This window comes from Rhodococcus erythropolis R138 (assembly GCF_000696675.2).
Classification (GTDB): Bacteria; Actinomycetota; Actinomycetes; order Mycobacteriales; family Mycobacteriaceae; genus Rhodococcus_F; species Rhodococcus_F erythropolis.
The window spans coordinates 624,498-643,046 of record NZ_CP007255.1 but is presented as its reverse complement, the minus strand read 5'-3'; the positions used below and the strand labels follow the sequence as shown (position 1 = coordinate 643,046).

The 18,549-nt window shown below is 60.1% G+C and carries 11 protein-coding genes and 1 tRNA gene; 10 read left to right on the top strand and 2 right to left on the bottom strand.

The annotated features are described in order from the left end of the window. Positions 1 to 90: 90 nt before the first annotated feature. Positions 91 to 1,518, bottom strand: coding sequence for a DUF3662 and FHA domain-containing protein (locus H351_RS02880; RefSeq protein WP_029256827.1), 1,428 nt, complete (start codon positions 1,516 to 1,518; stop codon positions 91 to 93). Positions 1,519 to 1,772: 254 nt separating this feature from the next. Here H351_RS02880 and H351_RS02875 point away from each other — a divergent pair. After that, positions 1,773 to 1,858 (top strand) — tRNA-Leu (locus H351_RS02875). A 53-nt stretch (positions 1,859 to 1,911) separates the two neighbouring features. Here H351_RS02875 and H351_RS02870 read toward each other — a convergent pair. Continuing rightward, entirely contained in the window at positions 1,912 to 2,253 is a 342-nt protein-coding gene (locus H351_RS02870) for a hypothetical protein (RefSeq protein ID WP_029256828.1), read from the bottom strand. A gap of 634 nt (positions 2,254 to 2,887) precedes the next feature. On the opposite strand from H351_RS02870, the gene H351_RS02865 reads away from it, so the two are divergent. The 9 genes from H351_RS02865 (at position 2,888) to H351_RS02830 (ending at position 18,379) form a co-directional block, all read left to right on the top strand. Next, on the top strand, positions 2,888 to 3,520 hold the full coding sequence (locus H351_RS02865) for a DUF1819 family protein (protein ID WP_037119987.1): 633 nt from the start codon (positions 2,888 to 2,890) through the stop codon (positions 3,518 to 3,520). Next, positions 3,517 to 4,146 carry a DUF1788 domain-containing protein gene (locus H351_RS02860; protein WP_029256830.1) on the top strand — a complete coding sequence of 210 codons (630 nt, stop codon included), beginning with the start codon at positions 3,517 to 3,519 and terminating at the stop codon, positions 4,144 to 4,146. The genes H351_RS02865 and H351_RS02860 overlap by 4 nt, the downstream gene beginning before the upstream one ends. Then, complete coding sequence (brxC, locus tag H351_RS02855; RefSeq protein ID WP_029256831.1) at positions 4,143 to 7,664, top strand: BREX system P-loop protein BrxC; 3,522 nt, start codon at positions 4,143 to 4,145, stop codon at positions 7,662 to 7,664. The genes H351_RS02860 and brxC overlap by 4 nt, the downstream gene beginning before the upstream one ends. Positions 7,665 to 7,702: 38 nt before the next feature. Beyond that, positions 7,703 to 11,179 (top strand): BREX-1 system adenine-specific DNA-methyltransferase PglX, encoded by a 3,477-nt coding sequence (gene pglX, locus H351_RS02850; protein ID WP_029256832.1) that lies wholly within the window; start codon positions 7,703 to 7,705, stop codon positions 11,177 to 11,179. 49 nt (positions 11,180 to 11,228) lie between these two features. Continuing rightward, entirely contained in the window at positions 11,229 to 13,733 is a 2,505-nt protein-coding gene (gene pglZ / locus H351_RS02845) for a BREX-1 system phosphatase PglZ type A (RefSeq protein WP_029256833.1), read from the top strand. Then, positions 13,733 to 15,880 carry a BREX system Lon protease-like protein BrxL gene (brxL, locus tag H351_RS02840; RefSeq protein WP_029256834.1) on the top strand — a complete coding sequence of 716 codons (2,148 nt, stop codon included), beginning with the start codon at positions 13,733 to 13,735 and terminating at the stop codon, positions 15,878 to 15,880. The genes pglZ and brxL overlap by 1 nt, the downstream gene beginning before the upstream one ends. A 462-nt stretch (positions 15,881 to 16,342) precedes the next feature. Next, a complete protein-coding gene (locus H351_RS02835) occupies positions 16,343 to 17,089 on the top strand; it encodes a hypothetical protein (RefSeq protein WP_144440096.1) in 747 nt (248 codons plus the stop codon). A 316-nt stretch (positions 17,090 to 17,405) separates the two neighbouring features. Then, on the top strand, positions 17,406 to 17,693 hold the full coding sequence (locus H351_RS32910; RefSeq protein ID WP_144440095.1) for a DUF2510 domain-containing protein: 288 nt from the start codon (positions 17,406 to 17,408) through the stop codon (positions 17,691 to 17,693). A 26-nt stretch (positions 17,694 to 17,719) separates the two neighbouring features. Next, positions 17,720 to 18,379 carry a hypothetical protein gene (locus H351_RS02830; RefSeq protein WP_029256836.1) on the top strand — a complete coding sequence of 220 codons (660 nt, stop codon included), beginning with the start codon at positions 17,720 to 17,722 and terminating at the stop codon, positions 18,377 to 18,379. Positions 18,380 to 18,549 lie beyond the last annotated feature (170 nt).

The following is an 18,549-nucleotide window of genomic DNA, read 5'->3' as shown; positions in this document are numbered from 1 at the left end:
ACGATACTGACAGCCGCGTGACGGCGGCGCGCTGACGGACCGCCGAATGTTCGATTGTTATCGGAAAAATCCTGGCGTCCGTTTCTCAGCTCAGAGAATGCGAACCAGAATCTCCGAGTGACCTGCGCGAATGATGTCGCCGTCTGCCAGCTGCCAGTCCTGGACCGGTGCTCCGTTGACGGTGGTGCCGTTCGTGGATCCCAAATCGGACAGCATCGCGGTGCGGCCGTCCCAACGGATGTCGATGTGGCGACGTGAGACGCCCGTGTCCGGGAGGCGGAACTGGGCTTCCTGGCCGCGGCCGATGACATTGCTGCCGTCGCGAAGCTGGAAGTGGCGTCCGCTGCCGTCTTCGAGCTGCAGGGTTGCCGTCAGGCTCTGGGCCGTCGGTGCGTAACCGCCTTGCGGCTGGGCATAGCCCTGCTGCGGGTAGGCCTGCGTCTGCTCGAAGTTGCCACCCTGCTCGTAGCCGGCCTGCTCGTACGGCTGCTGTGTGTACGCCTGCTGGTCGTAGCCGCCCTGCTGGTAGCTCTGCTGGTCGTAGCCCGGCTGATCGTAGGACTGGCCGTTGTACGGCTGCTGCTGGTAGCCCTGCTGGTCGTAACCGCCGCCCTGCTGGTAGCCCTGTTGGTCGTACCCACCCTGGTACGCCTGCTGGCCGTAGCCCTGCTGGTCGTACGGCTGCTGCTGCTGGTAGCCCTGCTGGTCGTAGCCGCCGCCCTGCTGGTCATAGCTCTGCTGGTCGTAACCGGCCTGCTCGTACGGCTGCTGCTGGTTCGGGTACGCCTGCTGGTCGTAGCCACCCTGCTGCTGGTTGTAGCCCTGCTGGTCGTCGCCCGTGCGGTAACCGTCGCCGCGGTCGTAACCGTTCTGGTACGGCGCTTCCTGGCCCTGCGGAGCGGCGTAACCGCCGTCGTCGTGGGAGTACCCGTTCCGTGCCGGCTGCTGCGGTTCGGGCTGGCGACCCGCCGGTTCGCGGCTTGGTTCGTAGCCTGAGTTCTGCGTCATGGGGCCGGCTCCTGGTTGTGACGGGACTGGATTGGAAACAGGGGGAACAATCGGTGCGGGTCGCTGAGGCGGCCGTTGTGGAGGCCGCGACGAAACCTGCGGAACATGCGACGGCGGTGATGCCTGCTCGGCGTCACCATCCGGGTCGACGGTTCCGCGGGTGCGGAACTGACCGGTGTGGAGCGTAGGCGAAGGCTCGAAAGTGACCGAGATGTCGCCGTACGTCTGCCAACCCTGATCGCGGATGAAATCCTGCAGGTGTCGGCTGAAAGCTTTGGTCGTCAGTTCGCGATCTGCTGCCAACTCTTCGTGATCGGAGTTGTTGATGGTGATCACGTAGTGGTTGGGGGCGAGAAGGATTCCGCCGCCGAGGTGCTCGACGCGGTCACGTGCCTCCTGCTGGAGCGCCGCCTCTACTTCCTGCGGCACAACACCACCACCGAAGACCCGCGCGAATGCGTCGCCGACAGCTCCTTGGAGCTTTCGTTCGAAACGCTGCACGATGCCCATCGGGCCCTCCTCTCGCCTCGCATCTACGACGGCAAAATGCTCGGCAAGTAGCGCCGGCACCGCCTTGTCGCGTGTCGTCCAAACTGCTGTACAGGTTCCACGGTACTGTCAAATGTCGCTTCGGCAGTACCTGGCCGCTGTTTCAGCATGGTATCGGTTCTGGGCTTTCGGGTGCTCGGTGTTCATCGATTCGTGCCCTGAGCTGCACGAATAGAACTTTCAAAGTTTGTCGTGATAATGTTTCGGCGTTGCTCGGGCGAGTGGCGGAATGGCAGACGCGCTGGCTTCAGGTGCCAGTGTCCTTCGGGACGTGGGGGTTCAAGTCCCCCTTCGCCCACCACAAGACGAGGCCACGAACTCACAAGAGTTGGTGGCCTCGTTTTTTGTTGTCGGCTATCTGGCCGCAGCCTGAATGAAGCTCAGAACGAAGTCCAATGCGGTGCCTGCAAACGAGTCGTTGACTGGTTCAGGGGCCGCGGCGGGCGCAGTGATCTGAGGGTTCATCATCCCTGGCGGCAGTGTGCCGGGTGGGAGATTGATGATGGCGTTGATGTCGTAGATGGTGTTGTCGGGACCGTTGGTCACCGCGAAAGAGATACTGCCGAAGTCGGCGACCGGAGTGTCGGCCGATGCAGTACCAACTGCACTGCCGAAGGTGATCGCGGCAGCGAGCGCGCCGACACCGAGGGCCGCGGTGGTCCGGGACAAACGAGTGGGCGTTTCGAGTCCATTCACAGATGTGCTCCCTTTCGTGTTGACAGCATCCCTGCACGGGACGTCGAGCAGCGGGGAGATTGCAACCACTATCGAGGAACATAACGGACATTCACCCCATGGCGGGGTGGTTCGGCACGAAGTGCTTCGTCGTTCTGGAGCTATGGGGATGGGGGTTGCAGCCTGATCACCGTTGCAGGACTTCACAATGATGTGTTTTGTAGTCACCGCTTTGATCGCGGTTCGCCTACCATGTGCGACGGCTAAAGGGGACTACGAGAGCGTCGATCCGTATCCCCTTGGCGTACAACTAAGTCGGGTTCCTCGGCAGAAGACCGTGAGACGTCTGGGCGTCGAAGATAGAGTGGGATCGGAAGAAAGACCCCGAGACCAGCAAGAACGCCGCCGACCGCACCACCATCGGCTAGCATGCGAAATTCCATAACGGCTTCATCGCGGCTGTGATCTACGGGGGCCTACCGCAGGTCGCCGATTGCACGTGACGTGGCCTCGTCCGAGGCAGGCCCAGGGAGCATCGCGCCAGCGAAGTCGACGGCTGGACACGCAGAGGGAGATCTCAGCCTGCCCAGGATTGTCGCAGGCTCCCGATAGTCTTGGTGCTGTTCTGAAGACAGGAAGAGAGGCCCTGCACCACGTGACTGACGAAGCGCAATCACGCTATGCATTGTCGTTCACCAGTGGTGGCCTCCTCGCCCGCGAGGGTGTGTCCGTCGCAGCGATATACCTTGAGTCTCGCGACTGGCAGGCGACCCGTGTCCGAGTTGTCGACGGCAACCTGTTGCAGGCTCGCACTACCTCATCGCTCGGCAGGGTCTCCCGCGAGACCGTTCAGCGGCTCGCTGCGCTCGGCGATGACGAGATCGAACTGCTTGTCGAGGGCAGTCCCTCGGAGCAGCATCACCTGATGTGGGCCGCGGCTTGCCGCCGCTACGTGCTGATCGGCGACTTTGCCGAAGAGGTGCTGCGCGAGCGATTCCTCCTGATGCGGCCGATGCTCGACGTCGAGGACTTCGACCGGTTCATCACCGGTAAGAGCCTGTGGCACCCCGAGCTCGACGGCCTGAAGTCGTCGACGCGACAGAAGCTTCGGCAGACGTTGTTTCGGATGCTCCGCGAGGCAGGTCTGTACACCAACGCCGGCAACATCATCCCCGCCGTGATCTCCGGGCGCGTCACAGAGGTCCTGGACCGCCGCACGCCCAGCGACCTCCGATTCTTTCCGATGGTCACACCATTCACATCCTCAGGCGACCAGGTGGAGCGATGAAAACAACCCAGCGAAACCTCACTCACGAAGAGAAACACGTATATGACGTGTTGCGTAGCGGCCGGTTCTTGAGGATGGAGGGCCTCTCTAAGGAAGTTCCCTTCTTCATCTACCACTTTCCTCCTGCCTGGGCCCTCGACGTCGACGGTATGCGCGACCGGGTCACCAAGAAGCTCCAGAGCGATGACGGAATCAATGTGGTCGAGATCAATCTATACAACCTTGCCGTCGAACTCCTCAACGAACGGGGCGTCTGGGATCGCGTTCTCCAGGCGGAGCCGACGATGGACAAGGCCGACTTCCGCGACATGCTTCAGGGCATGCTCGACCCGCACGATCATCTCGCCCCGGCGATCCGAGCTCGGCTCGACACCGAGCCGGCAACTGAACCGAACACGACCGTGGTCTTCCTCACCGGCATCGGTGAGGTGTTTCCTTTCATCCGTACACACACGGTGCTGGAGAACTTGCAGAGCGTGGTCGTGGGTCGCCCGATGTTGGCGTGGTTCCCGGGCACGTACGAGTTCACCCGGTCGACCGGACACCAGCTCCGCGCATTGAACCTTGGCGCGAGCGACAGCTATTACCGGGCCAAGGACATCCTGGAACAGGAGACATCAGCATGACCGTGATCAATGAGATCTTCGCCAAGCCGATCGACCGCTCGATCGAGGGCGTCATCAAGGCTGACGACACCTCCCAACTCGCCACTGAGGTGGAGGAGTATGTCCTCACCAACGAGGCCGCCAAGGGTGTCGAGCAGGTGCTGGAGGCGTACACGAACTACACGAACGCCAACGGCGTGTGGATTTCCGGTTTCTTCGGCTCCGGTAAGTCACACCTGTTGAAGATGCTGGCCCACCTGCTCGGCGACATCGACGGCCACGACTACCCGCGCGCTGGGGTCTGCACCCAGTTTCGGACGAAGGCTGACGACGCGTTCCTGCCGGCGTTGATCGACAAGGCCGAACGAATCGAAGCGAAGAGCCTGCTGTTCAACATCGACCAGAAGGCCACCCTGATCTCGAAGGACCAGAACGACGCCCTGCTGAAGGTGTTCGTGAAGATCTTCGACGAGTCCCGCGGCTACTACGGCAACCAGGGACACATCGCCCGCTTTGAACGAGACCTCGACTTCCGTGACCAGTACGTGGCCTTCCAAGAATCCTTCGAACAGATTGCGGGAATCCCCTGGTCACAGGGACGCGAGCAAACGGCCCTTGAAGCAGGCAACATTGACAAGGCCTTTGCCGAGGTCAACGGCTCCGAGAGCCTCGGCATCATCCGCCAGTACAGTGCGAACTACTCGGTCTCGATCGAAGATTTCGCCGGCGAGGTCGCCGCCTGGCTTGACCAACAGCCTGACGGCTACCGGTTGAACTTCTTCGTCGACGAGGTCGGCCAGTTCATCGGCACCCACACCCAACTCATGCTCAACCTCCAGACCATCGCCGAATCGCTCGCTACCAAATGCCAGGGGCGGGCGTGGATCTTCGTGACCTCCCAGGAGGACATGGAGAAGGTCGGCGGCGACCGCACCAAACAGCAGGCCAACGACTTCTCCAAGATCCAGGCGCGCTTCAAGAACCGGCTCAAACTCACCAGCCAAGACGTCGAGGAGGTCATCCGTAAACGTCTCCTGGCCAAGGCCGATGGTGCGAGCGCCGAGATCGAGTCGATATACGACGCGGAGTATGCGAACTTCAAGACCCTGTTCGACTTCGTCGAGGGCCGCCACTATCCGAACTACCGCGACGAGCGGCACTTCGTCGGCACGTACCCGTTCGTGGGCTACCAGTTCCCGCTTTTCCAGGCCGCGATCGAGTCGATCAGCGACCACAACATCTTCGAGGGCCGAAATAGTTCGGTTGGTGAACGTTCCATGCTCGGCGTCGTTCAGGAAGTCGCCACCGGCCTTGCCGACCAACCGATCGGCACCCTCGCATCCTTCGACCAGATGTTCGAGGGTATCCGGGCATCGCTGAAGTCCGCGAATCAGCGCGCGATCCTGGGCGCCGAGAATTCCCGCGACAGCGGCAAACTCAGCCCACTTGCGGTGCGGTTGCTCAAAGCGCTGTTCCTGGTGAAGTACGTCGACAGCTTCAAGACCACGCCCCGCAACCTCACTGTGCTGGTCTACGACCGCTTCGGCACCGATCTGACCCAGCTCGGCAAAGATGTCACCGAAGCGCTGAACACACTGGAGGCGCAGACCTACATTCAGCGCAATGGCGACCTGTACGACTACCTGACCAACGAAGAGCAGAAGATCGAGCAGGAGATCAAGGACGTCGACATCGACAGCTCCGAAGCTTCCGCGAAACTCAACAAGATGCTCGCCGAGTCGGTCATCAAGACCACGAAGACCACAGCCAGGAACGGCCAGAACTTCCCGTTCGGCTACAAACTCGACGGTGTCCCCTACGGCAAGCAGTACGAGCTGTCGCTGCACTTCATCAGCCCCGAGACAGATTTCAGTCTGGAGCAGATCAAAATGCAGAGCGCCGGGTTCGACGAACTCCGAGTCGCACTCCCGGCGGAAGCGAACCGAATCCTCGCCGACCTGCGCCTGCTCCTGAAGACCGAGAAGTACGTTAAGCGTGCTCAGGGATCCAGCCGCACCGCGATCGAGACCAGGATCCTCAGCGAGAAAGGCACCCAGAATGCCGAGCGGGAAAAGGAGATCGTCGAACGTCTCCGGACTGCGGTCGGGGCATCGATCCTGATTCACAACGCCGGGGTCCTCGACGTGACCGCGACAGATGCGCAAACTCGCATCAACGACGGCTTCGGCAAGGTCATCGCCGCCACCTACACCAACCTCAGCATGCTCGGCGACAAAACATTCAACGAGCAGAGCCTGACCGGACTGGTAAACCCGGCCGAGGGCATCTTCTCCGAAGTCGACAGTATCCTCGATGTCCCCGCAGGCGACGTACTCGGGCATCTGGAGATCCGCGGAAAGCGGCACCAGATGGTCACGATGAAGGACCTCATCGACCGTTACACCACCAAGTCGTACGGCTGGGACCAGTGGTCCATCGCCGCCGTGGTCGCCCATCTTGCAGGGCAGGCAAAGATCGAGATCCAGTTAGACGGCAAGACTCTCGCCCGGACGGAGATCGTCGGAAGTCTGCGCAACACCCAGCGCTACCCGAACTTGATTGTCGCCCCGCAACGCGTCTACGACCAGAAGATCGTGAACCTGTTCCGCAAGTTCGTCATCGACTTCACCGACGACGGCGGAGTTACGAAGGATGCCGCCGAACTCGGCCACGTCGGCAAAGAACATCTCGAAGCCAAACTCGCCGAGCTGAAGGCATTGCGCGCGGGCGCCGCCACCTACCCGTTCATCGACCAGCTAGACGAACCGATCGGGCTGCTCGCGGAGCTGAGCAGCAATCCGGCGGCTTGGTTCGTCGAGCATTTCGCTGGTGCCGACGACCTGCTCGATGCCAAGGACAACGTGATCGATCCGATCAAGGCGTTCCTCAACGGAAGTCAGCGCGGTATCTACGACGACGCTCACTCGTTCATGCTGGCGAACAGTACCAACATCGCCTACCTGGAAGCCGGATGCGCAGACGGGATCGAGGTCGCACTGGACGATGCCCAGATATTCCGCGGCAGTAGAACCACGAAGCTCGGGAGTGCAGTTACGACCTTGCGGGAGCAGCTCAGGGCTGTGATCACCGCGGAACGTGTCGCTGCGACGGCCAAGATCGACGACTACTGGAAGCAGGTTCCGGTCAGCGCAGCGTACGCGGCCGCGACGGAGGCGGCTCGCCAGTCGGTGACCCGCAAGGCCGAGCAGATGCTGGCGCGTATCCAGCAGGAGATGCAGATCCCTGCGATCCGCCACCTTGCTGCGCAGTTTGACGACACGACCTACCCCGCGATTCTCGACGAGCTCGAGGCTGGAAAGGCTGCACCGGTCCCAGAACCGGAGGTTCCGGGCGACGACGAGTCGAAGGCTCCGAGGGTCCCGACACCTCCTGCAAGACAGAGCATTTCGATCAGGAAACTCTCGCTGCCGGGAGCCGGCGAGGTGCTCGAAAACGAGGCACAGGTTGACGCCTATCTGGATCAACTTCGCGCGACTTTGCTCGCGACGATCAACGACAACAAACGCATCACCCTGTAGTGCCCAGGCCCTTTAGGGCACGAGTTTAAGGACGCAGCATGGATACCAAGCCGTTGGAGAGTTTCGCGAAGGCCGCCAGGCGCGAACTGATTGTCGCCGTCGAGGCGCGGGTTTCGACGGTGCTCGCCGCCGGATCCGTCGCGCGTAGCGAGCGCGCCGAGACAGTACGCCTTCTCGAGTCGGAGATCTCCGACCACGGTCGTGAGCACGTGATCGACAGGGTGGCGTACACCTGGTTCAACCGTCTTATCGCGCTGCGCTTCATGGACGCCCGCGGCTACACCGACGCCGGGATTGTCTCGCCGGTATTGGGCCAAGCCCACGGCCAGCCGGAGATCCTGGCCGACGCGAAACGTGGTGACATTAGCACCGAGGTCGTCACCAATGCCGGCGCTCACACGGCGATCATCGGTCTGTTGGACGGTACCCGCCGCAGCACCGATGCCGAGGGCGAGGCCTATGCACTGTTGCTCACCGAGTATTGCCGGTATTGGCACAAGACGATGCCGTTCATGTTCGAGGCGGAGGGCGCTTACACCGAATTGCTTGTGCCCGCAGGTCTGCTCGCAGATGGTGCGTTGCTGTCCCGGGCCCGCAAAGTCCTCACCGAGGATGTGTGTGACGACGTCGAGGTGATCGGCTGGCTCTACCAGTTCTACATCTCCGAGCGGAAAGATGAAGTTTTCGCGGGGTTCAAGAAAAACAAGAAGGCCGGCGCCGACGAAATTCCTGCTGCCACTCAGCTTTTCACTCCGCACTGGATTGTCCGCTATCTCCTGGAGAACTCGCTCGGGCGACTCTGGATGCTTAACCGGCCGTCTTCGCAACTGGTCGAGAAAATGGACTATTACATCGCGCCGATCGACGAAAAGACTGACTTCCTGAAGATTTCGGGGCCGGAAGATCTGACGGTGATCGACCCGGCTTGCGGCTCGGGCCACATGCTCACCTATGCCTTCGACCTGCTGTATGCGATCTATGATGACGAGGGCTATGCGCCGTTGGAGATCCCGAGCCTGATCCTCACCCACAACCTCTATGGCACTGAGATCGACCCCCGCGCCGGGGCGCTCGCAGCCTTCGCCCTCACGATGAAGGCGCGAGCAATAGACCGCCGCTTCTTCACTCGTTCTGGAGTTCAACCGCAGGTTTGCGTGATCGAGCCGATGTCGTTCGGACCGGATGAGTTGGACCTGCTCATCACGAAGAGCGGCGACCATGATGCCGAAATAGCGTTCTGGAACCAGTTCCGCGATGCAGATACTCTGGGTTCGCTGATCCAACCGGACGCAGATGCGACCGCGCAGGCGGGAGCGGTCTTGGGGAGGATAAGGGACCAGGAGGAGACGCTCTACTACGACACGCTGATTCGTGCACACAAGGCAGTCACGCAGGCGGAGATCCTTAGCAGGACGTACTCAGTGGCCGTTGCCAACCCTCCATATATGGGTAGCAAGAACATGGATTCTTTGTTGACAGATTTCGCAAAAGAACAGTACCCCGATGCGAAGTCCGATTTGATGACGATGTTTATGAAGCGCTCGGCAATGCTGACGAGACATGGCGGCTGGTGGGGGATGATCAACCTTCCATCCTGGATGTCTCTATTCTCGTTCGAGGAACTCCGTGGATGGCTCCTTAATGACATTTCGATTGACACCATGCTGCATTTTGGTCGGGGTGTCTTTGGTTCCGATTTCGGATCCGTTGGATTCGTGATTGAAAATCGTGCACCTTCAGTGGGAAGGCGCGGCATATACCGGAAACTCTTCGACAAGCATGTTGAGGTTCGTTCAAACGCGAAGATTGAAGAACTATTCAATGACTCTTCATTTCAGCGATTTGAAGTGCCCCAGGATGCACTTGCCGGGATTCCTGGGATGCCGATCGTGTACTGGCTCTCCGACGCCATACGTGCCACCTTTAGGGATGGGCAACCGTTGCGAATAAGCGCAGAACCACGGAAGGGGATGGACACAGGCGACAACGCCAGGTTCCTTCGAGCCTGGTGGGAAGTTTCTCAACGGGAAACCTCATTGACCGAGTTCCGGAGTGGCACCTGGAACCCATACAACAAAGGCGGTGGATTCCGCAGATGGTATGGCTACCGCGAGTTTCTAGTGGATTGGCGGAATGGTGGGAGTGAGATGCGAACCCGAAGCGGAAGCCGCTATTTTGGACGAGCGGGATGGACGTGGGGGACGGTTACATCTGGCGGTTTGTCGATGCGTTATACGCCCGAGGGTGCCGCATTTGATAACGGTGGGTGCACACTATTTTCTGATCGCGATCTATCCGTTCCAGCGTTGGTTTTAAATTCATCAACTGCTGACGCCATCCTCGCTGCGATATCACCTACTCTCAATTTCCAGCCCATCAATATCGGAGCTGTGCCGATCTTAGAATCGGCTGCAATAGATTCTTTCGCAAGCGATTCGCTGCCAAGTCTGATTGATGCATCACGAGGTGATTGGGATGACTTCGAAACCTCGTGGGGTTTTAAGCGTCCTTCGTGGTTGGAAAGCTCGCTTGGGCAAGGTTCCCTCCTGGAATGCTATGCCAGTTGGGCGGCGAATCAAATACGAACTGCCGAAGAACAAGGAGACCGCGAAACGGCGAACAACCGCGTCGTGGCCGAAGCATACGGCTTGCAAGACGAGGTCCCGATCGATGTGCCTCTGCATCGGGTCTCCCTGACCCGCAACGTCGAGTTCCGATATGGACCTGGCAAGTCCGCTACCGAGTACGAAGTCTTGGAGCGAGTAGATCTCGCCGCGGAGATCATCTCCTACGCCGTGGGCTGCATGTTCGGCCGGTACAGCCTAGATGAGCCGGGTCTGATCCTCGCCGATCAAGGCGCGACGCTTCAGGATTACCTCGCGAAGGTTTCGATAAGCGAAACTATCGACGTGACGTTCATGCCGGACGCTGACAATGTGATCCCATTCGTCGACGATGGCTGGTTCGAGGATGATGTCGTCGAACGCTTCCGACAATTCCTGAAAGTTGCGTTCGGCACAGAACACTTCGAGAAGAACCTGCGGTTTGTGGAGGAGTCGCTGGGCGTGAAAACGCTGCGCGACTACTTCATCACCAAGTCGGGCAGGTCGAAGTTCTACGACGATCACGTCAAGCGCTACAAGAAGCGACCCATCTACTGGATGTTCTCCAGCCCCAAGGGCTCGTTCAACGCGCTGATCTACTTGCACCGCTACACGCCGTCGACGGTCTCGGCCGTGCTCAACGAGTACCTGCGCGAGTACGAGAACAAGCTGCAGAAGGCATTCGAACGCACCGAGACGGCGGCCGCCGGCGGCGAATCGGCGAAGGACCAGAAGGAAGCTGACCGGCTGCGCAAGGTACTTGCCGAACTGCGTGACTACGAGCATGACGTGCTCTATCCGCTCGCCACCCAGCAGGTCGAGATCGATCTCGATGCCGGCGTCAAAGTGAACTACCCGAAGTTCTACCCGGCGGTGAAGAAGATTGTTGGTCTGGAGTCCAGCGATGGGTAACGAGTCGCACGTGCGCACTCGGACCGGCTCGTGACGACAAGGACGATGAATGAGTAAGACCCCCACGATCGCGGACCACCTTGCGGATCGCTTCGACTCCAAGCGCATAGTCGTATGGCACGATCCCGACGGTGGCTACGCCGCCGGACTCGACGTGCTCGCGCCGAGCGACGTGACGGTGCTGCGCATCGTCGATGACGAGTTCGCCGTTAAGCATCGGGTACTGCGTGAAGAGCCGACGGCGAAGTTCTTGATCTATCGATCCGGCGGTGTGCCCGAAGGTGTCGAGAACTGGTTGCTCGACATCGAACTGGCTTACGGCCCGGTGTTCGCTGCAGACCGTGGCGCGTTGATGAGGGTCGATCTCGGGCTCACAGCGCGGGGTTCCGATGAGTTGATTGCGAGTTATCAGTCGTTCTTCGACGACGCGAAGCTGGTAGCGAGGCTCAAATCGCTACCGTTGAGAGGCAGCGACCTGACGGTGGTGCAGGCACAAATGTGCGCCGTGCTTCTGAACCAGAAGGAACACAGCTTCTCAGAGCTGACCCGCACGCTGCTGATGCAGCACGCCGACGGCGATACCACCGGATTCGATGCGCTCACCTCCCACGGCCTCACGGACTTCTACTGGGCCGGAGCCTCCGGCATCTACGGGTTCACCTCGCAGACGCCGACGATGGCTGGGTTCGTGCTGTGGATGTTTCAGCGCGCCGTCGACGGGTTCGCAGTCGCCGAGTCGAACAAGGCACGGAACCTGGCGCTCGACTTCCGCGGTTTCCGTGACTCCAAGCGCAGCAGTGCAGCGATGAAGTCACTGGCCCGGACCGTCGAGGGTAACCTCGACTACGCCGATCACGTCAGTGAGATCGGTTGGGAGACACTGAAGGACACGGACATCTTCGCCGCCAGTGAGCGTGAGGTGATCCGGCGCCTGGTGGAGGGGATCAGTGCGCAGACGATGCCGTATCGCGACATCGCAGACGCGATCAATGCCAGACGCCGCGACAGCTTCTGGTTCGACGACTACGCGACCGTGTACCAGGCGCTGAGCGCCGCAGCTGAACTGATTCCAGCGATCCGGAACGCCGTGTTCGACTTCAGCAGCTTTGACGAGGGACTGACACGGTATCGCGATCAGTGGTTCCGCATCGACCAGCGCTATAGACAGTTCACTCAGGCGTATCTGACGGCGGAGTTTAAGCAGCCGATCGAGGCACTGGCAGACCTGGCGGAGAATGCTTACGTCACCGATTTCCTCGCCCCGCTCGGGGTGGCTTGGCAGCAGCAGGTCGATGCGGTTGCACAGTGGCGCACCATCAATATGACCTCGCAATCGTCGTTCTACGACCACTACGTTGCCCCGATCCTCAAGGGTCGCAAGAAGGCCGTCGTGATCGTTTCCGACGCACTCCGCTACGAGATTGCCGACGAGCTGAGTGCGAAGATCCGCGGTGAGAACAAGTTCTCCGCATCCATCGAAGCCATGCTGGGCGTTCTGCCGTCGTATACCCAACTCGGGATGGCGGCACTGCTCCCGCACAGCACGCTGGCGCATTCCTCAGACGGTGACCCGGTGCTGGTCGACGGGCAGAAGTCCGACGGCACCGCGAACCGCAGCAAGATCCTCAGCGCAGCCGGAGGGTCGGCGATTCAGGCGAAGGACTTCGTTGAGATGAAGCCGGCCGATCGTCGTGACCTGTACTCGTCGAATCAGGTGCTGTACGTCTACCACGACACGATCGATGCGACCGGAGACAAAGCCGTCTCCGAGCATCGAACGTTCACGGCGGCAGCCGACGCGGTCCGTGAGCTGATCGACATCGTCAAGAAGCTCGCGAGCGCGAACGCGACGAACATCATCGTCACCGCCGATCACGGGTTCCTCTATCAGCGTTCCAAACTGGCGGAGCAGTTCAACCTGACGGTGAAACCGCAGGGTGAGCAGATCGTGACGTCGAAGCGCCGCTACGTACTGGGTCGAGGACTGAAGAAGGACGGGGCGTTCACGACGTTCAAGCCCGACCAAGTGGGACTGTCGAGCGACCTGGAAGTGCAGATTCCGAACTCGATCCAGCGGATCGTGCAGCCCGGAGCCGGATACCAGTTCGTGCACGGCGGCGCCTCCCTGCAGGAGATCGTGGTGCCGGTGATCCAGATCAACAAGAGGCGGATCGACACCGTCGAGCCGGTGAACGTCGATATCCACCCCGAGTCGGATCGGATCACGACCGGGCAGATCGTCGTCAAGCTGTACCAGTCGGCCAAGATGGAGCCGCATAAACCCGCGCGCCGGCTGCGTGTCGGGCTCTACTTTGGAGACACACTGATCTCCAACGAGCAGGAGATGACCTTCGACTCGAGCAGTGATGCCGGACGCGACCGGTTCCAAAGCGTGACACTGCTTCTCGGCAGGAACGCGGACGAGGCCAACAACCACAGCGTCGAGTTCCGGCTCTCGGAGCCGATCGAGGGCACCGATCAGTGGAAGAAGTACAAGAGCGCGCCTTACACGGTCAAACGTGCCTTTGCGAGTGACGACGGATGGGATTTCTGATGAGTGACCACGTCGATCTGACCGAGGCGGCCCTCATCGAGCAGGCTCCCGAGGAGGAGCCTGCTGGTGCCGTGCCCGAGCTGACGGCCTTGGACCGCAAAATCAACGCGCATTTCCCGGGTGCTGTCGTGCGCAAGGACCTCGTCAAGGCGGTCAAAGGCAACGCGATCGTGCCGTCGTACGTGCTGGAGTACCTGCTCGGGCAGTTCGCCGCGTCCGATGACGAGGCGACGATCCAGGAGGGCATCGAGAAGGTGCGCCGGATCCTTGCCGAGCACTATGTCCACCGCAACGAGTCGGAGCTGGTGAAGTCGAAGATTCGCGAGAAGGGTCGCTTCCGGATCATCGACCGGGTCAGCGTGACGTTGAACGAGAAGGACGACGTCTATCAGGCGACGTTCGCGAACGTCGGCATCAGCGGGGTGCTCGTGGATTCGAGCACGGTGACCGCGAACCAGAAGCTACTTGTAGGGGGCGTATGGTGCCTGTGCGACATCGAGTACTTCCACAGTGACGACGCCCGTGCGGTGCCCTGGATTCTGGGTCGATTGCAGCCGATCCAGATGTCGAGTTTCGACTACGCCGGTTACCTCGACGCCCGGGCCGAGTTCACCACCGATGAATGGATAGACCTCCTGATCCAGTCAATCGGCTTCAACCCCGAGATGTTCGGACGACGCGCGAAACTACTTCAGTTGATCCGGCTGATCCCATTCGTGGAACGTAACTACAACCTCGTCGAACTGGGCCCGAAGGGAACCGGTAAATCGCACATCTACTCCGAGTTCTCGCCCCACGGTATGTTGATCTCCGGCGGTGAGATCACCGTGCCGAAACTGTTCGTGAACAACGCCAACGGGAAGATCGGCCTCGTCGGCTACTGGGACGTCGTCGCGTTCGATGAGTTCGCGGGCAAGAAGAAGCGCACCGACAAGGCGCTGGTCGACATCATGAAGAACTACATGGCGAACAAGTCCTTCTCCCGCGGTGTCGAGACGCTAGGCGCGGAGGCGTCGATGGTTTTCGTCGGCAACACCTCGCACACCGTTCCGTACATGCTCAAGCACTCAGACCTCTTCGATGAGCTCCCCGAGAGCTACCACGATTCGGCCTACCTCGACCGCCTGCACTTTTACATCCCTGGTTGGGAAATCGACACGATCCGCGGCGAGATGTTCTCCAGCGGTTACGGTTTCGTCGTCGACTACATTGCCGAAGTCCTCAAGTCGATGCGAAATCTCGACTACTCCGATCGTTACCAGCGGTACTACACACTCGGCTCGGACATCTCCACGCGCGACCGAGACGGCATCCACAAGACTTTCTCCGGACTGATGAAACTGCTCTATCCGCACGAGCAGGCCTCCGCCCAGGAGATCGAGGAGATCTTGCGATTCGCGATCGAGGGTCGCAAACGCGTCAAGGGCCAGATCCTGCGCATGGACGCCACCATGGCAACGGTGAAGTTCGGGTACCAATCGCTCGCGGGTGAGTGGACCGCTGTCACGACACTGGAGGAAGACGAGTATCCCAGGCACTACTACCGCGATCGCCCAGACGCTGTCGAAGAGATCGAGGACCTTGTCGGTCCGGTCGTACCCGCGCCTGCCGCTGCCGGCTCTGAGAAGGCGGTCGTTCCCGTCCCGGTAAAGGATGAGTTGTATCAAGGGCACCGGGATTTCGTCGAAAATCAACGCGGCGTCTCCTACGAGACTCTCCTTATGCCGTACTTGCGCGGTGCGTCCGAGATCGAGTTGCACGACCCGTACATCCGGATGAACCACCAGGGTCGGAATCTCGTCGAGTTACTGGCTTTGATCGCCTCGGCCAAAGACCCCGCCGACGAGGTCACATTCAAGCTCTTCACCCTGCTCGAAACCGACCCTGAGTATCAGAAGAGACAGTTGCAGATGATCGGCCAGATCATTCAGGGGGCTGCACAACAGGGCATCAAGCTTGACGTGGCTAAGGACCCTGGCGGTCATGATCGCTGGATCCGCACGGACAACGGATGGCGAATCAACCTCGGCCGGGGCCTCGACATATTTCAGAAGCAAGAAGGCGGCTGGTTCGACTTCGGCAGTACGCGACAGGAGTTCCGTCAGGTCAGGGCATTCGGCGTGACGTACATCCGGGAAGTGGATTGACGGCGGACGTCGATGAGGACGGAACGAGCGGCATCAAGCGTCTTTGACAGCAGCTCCGTGATGGTTACCTCGGCGTTGCCCTTCCCCGGAATGGTGATAGTCGATTGAGATTTCCACATCGGAGTGTCTACAGTCATTCGTCCTCATTCTCGTTCGCCGGACAGCGTCAATTTTTGCTTCGCCGTTATGGCGGGTGCCGCCGTGCAGCACGATTTGGTCACGGGTGGCGCTCGCGAAGCGGGGGTAAAGAACCTCTACGGAAAAGAATCGAATCCCCCGTCGACGGTGTCCGTCTGAGGGTAAGCGATCGCTTTCAATTTTCGGGTTAACCTGCGTGGGGCCGAGAAGTGGGTGGCGAACTTGCGGGGGCAACTCTTCCCGGGCGAGGAAATTTGGGCCTTGTCGAAAACCAATCAACTCCGGCCTGTGCTGGACGGACTGGCAATCACAAATGCCCGTGTCATGGCATTCAGCAGCATCGAAATAGCTACCCGCGGCCCCCGAGTCGCCGTCGACGCCGACAATACATCCCGGTTCGAGTTCGTCAAGAAGATGACAGGGAAGCAACTTCACGTCACCGACCTCGCCCAGCAAGTGCATCAGTTCAGCGCGACCACTGACGCGGACATCGACTTCGTCAGTCACTACATCCACCACCTGGCTTCGGCAGGTTTCCCTCCCGGGATACGTGAGACTCTTCGAGCCTGCGATGCTGCCGCCACCGAAAACGTGCGCGCACGCGACGCCGGCCGATTCGACGTCGAAATCATCGGTGCGCCGCTCAAGGATGTCGCGTGGCGAACCATAGACGAGCACACAGCCCCAGACGAATTGCCCTGGTTCGTCATCAACTCCGGGTCCGCAGGGATCCTCGCTGCATTCGAAGACCGTCTCATCATTGCGAAAGTCGGCGGCATGGCCGGCTTCATGACCGGATCCATGGGCGGTGGACGAGTTACCACCTTCCCTTACTCCGAGATCACCAACATCGAATACAACAGCGGGATGATGAGCGGTGTTCTCGAAGTACTTACCCCGAGCTACCAGGGAATCGCGAACCACGACTACTGGAGATCGGCCGGCACCAGCCGCAACAAGGCCGCTGAGAGTCCCTTCACTCTTTCGAACTGCCTTCCACTCCCCAAAGCGCAGCACAAACTGGCTCTTCCTCACCTCACCGAACTTCAGAGGAAAATCATCGATTACTAGCGCCCCACATTCCACATACAGCACAGTCCAAGTGCTACCGCCGCGGCGCCTTCGACAAGTCTGGCGGAAGAACTCCATAACCTTGCCGACCTCCATCATCAAGGTATCCTCGACGTCGCCGAATTCGCCGCAGCAAAACAAGCAACTATCGCCCGCCACTCGAACTCGTAACACCGCGGAACAGCGCGCGCCGCGAGACGGATTGATCAGATACCTGAGGCCCTTCATTACCTAGCTTTGATTCATTTTTCGATCTCGAACACGACCACACCTGAAATACAGGGCAATATCCGTGACTTCCCACCACGATCCGAAGATGCCCGCCACCCCTGATCCACGTGACCCAATCGCCAAGAGGTCGGGAAGTGACACGTCCTCGCACAGCAACTTCCAACATCTGTGGGATACACCCATAGATTCCGAATCGGCAGGCAACCCTGGTCCGAAGGCGAATCCGGGCTGGTACGCCGATCACGACACCCACGTGCTCAGGTGGTGGGACGGAACAGCGTGGTCATCGCACACCGCGCCCACGCGTCCCCAGACGCGCCCACGCGTCCCCAGACGCGCCCGACACCGCTCTCTCACGGGCACAGGCCTGTAGATCGACATTGGGCGACAGTTGCCGCCATGTCACTCGCACTGATACTGCTGGCGCTGTCCCTCGGGGCGGTATTCATCGCTTTGGGTCAGATCGTCAGGGGCACCAGCACCCAAGGCACCTACATCCGGCTCGGCATATTTCCCTTTGTTGCGGCTGCCTGCGGCTTCTTCCTCTACGTCAAGTCACGCACGAAGGCCCGTCACGATCCACTCGGCCCGGTCGCCGGGCGGGCCACTCATGTGCGCACTCTCGTTATCGGATCGGCGAGCGTACTTGTGGCCGGCGCGGTGTTCGCCGGCCTTGCACTGTCATCAGAAAGAAAGAACAGCGGCACCCAGGACTCCACCGCATCCGCGGCCGCGAGCGACGACAACGCGATTGACGGAACTGCCGAGGATTGGTTAGGAGCGATCTGCGCGCCGGGAAAATTCTTCGACGGAAACCCGATCGGCGGCGCAATCGCCGGCGCGACATGCATCACCACCGGCAGCGAGACCATCTTCATTCTCGAATACGACTCGAACTTCAAGATGCAGAACGACCTCGTTGCCTACCACGTGCGCTTCTATGCATCGAGTATCGATGAGAGCGGACGAATCACGGTCTTCGCCACCAACAACCAAAATACAGGACGAGCATTAAGCCCTCTTGAATCATTCGGCTTCAAGATACACACCGTCTCATAGCGCGCGGCATCAAAATGACAAACGAACCCCAGACTGAAACCAGGTATCCGGGCTCGGCGAGGAGCGGCTCTAAGGCGGAGGCGATTCCTGCCACCGGTGCACAAGAAATGGGAGAAGTCATCTTGCCATTGCAGTGAACGGAGAAGGTTGCTTGCTCTCGCCGCCGAGTA

Coding starts and splice junctions, on each gene's coding strand:
- H351_RS02880 (WP_029256827.1), bottom strand. CDS start 1,518: ATGGGCATCGTGCAGCGTTTCGAACGAAAGCTCCAAGGAGCTGTCGGC.
- H351_RS02860 (WP_029256830.1), top strand. CDS start 3,517: ATGAAAACAACCCAGCGAAACCTCACTCACGAAGAGAAACACGTATAT.
- brxC (WP_029256831.1), top strand. CDS start 4,143: ATGACCGTGATCAATGAGATCTTCGCCAAGCCGATCGACCGCTCGATC.
- pglX (WP_029256832.1), top strand. CDS start 7,703: ATGGATACCAAGCCGTTGGAGAGTTTCGCGAAGGCCGCCAGGCGCGAA.
- pglZ (WP_029256833.1), top strand. CDS start 11,229: ATGAGTAAGACCCCCACGATCGCGGACCACCTTGCGGATCGCTTCGAC.
- brxL (WP_029256834.1), top strand. CDS start 13,733: ATGAGTGACCACGTCGATCTGACCGAGGCGGCCCTCATCGAGCAGGCT.
- H351_RS02835 (WP_144440096.1), top strand. CDS start 16,343: ATGGCATTCAGCAGCATCGAAATAGCTACCCGCGGCCCCCGAGTCGCC.
- H351_RS32910 (WP_144440095.1), top strand. CDS start 17,406: ATGCCCGCCACCCCTGATCCACGTGACCCAATCGCCAAGAGGTCGGGA.
- H351_RS02830 (WP_029256836.1), top strand. CDS start 17,720: ATGTCACTCGCACTGATACTGCTGGCGCTGTCCCTCGGGGCGGTATTC.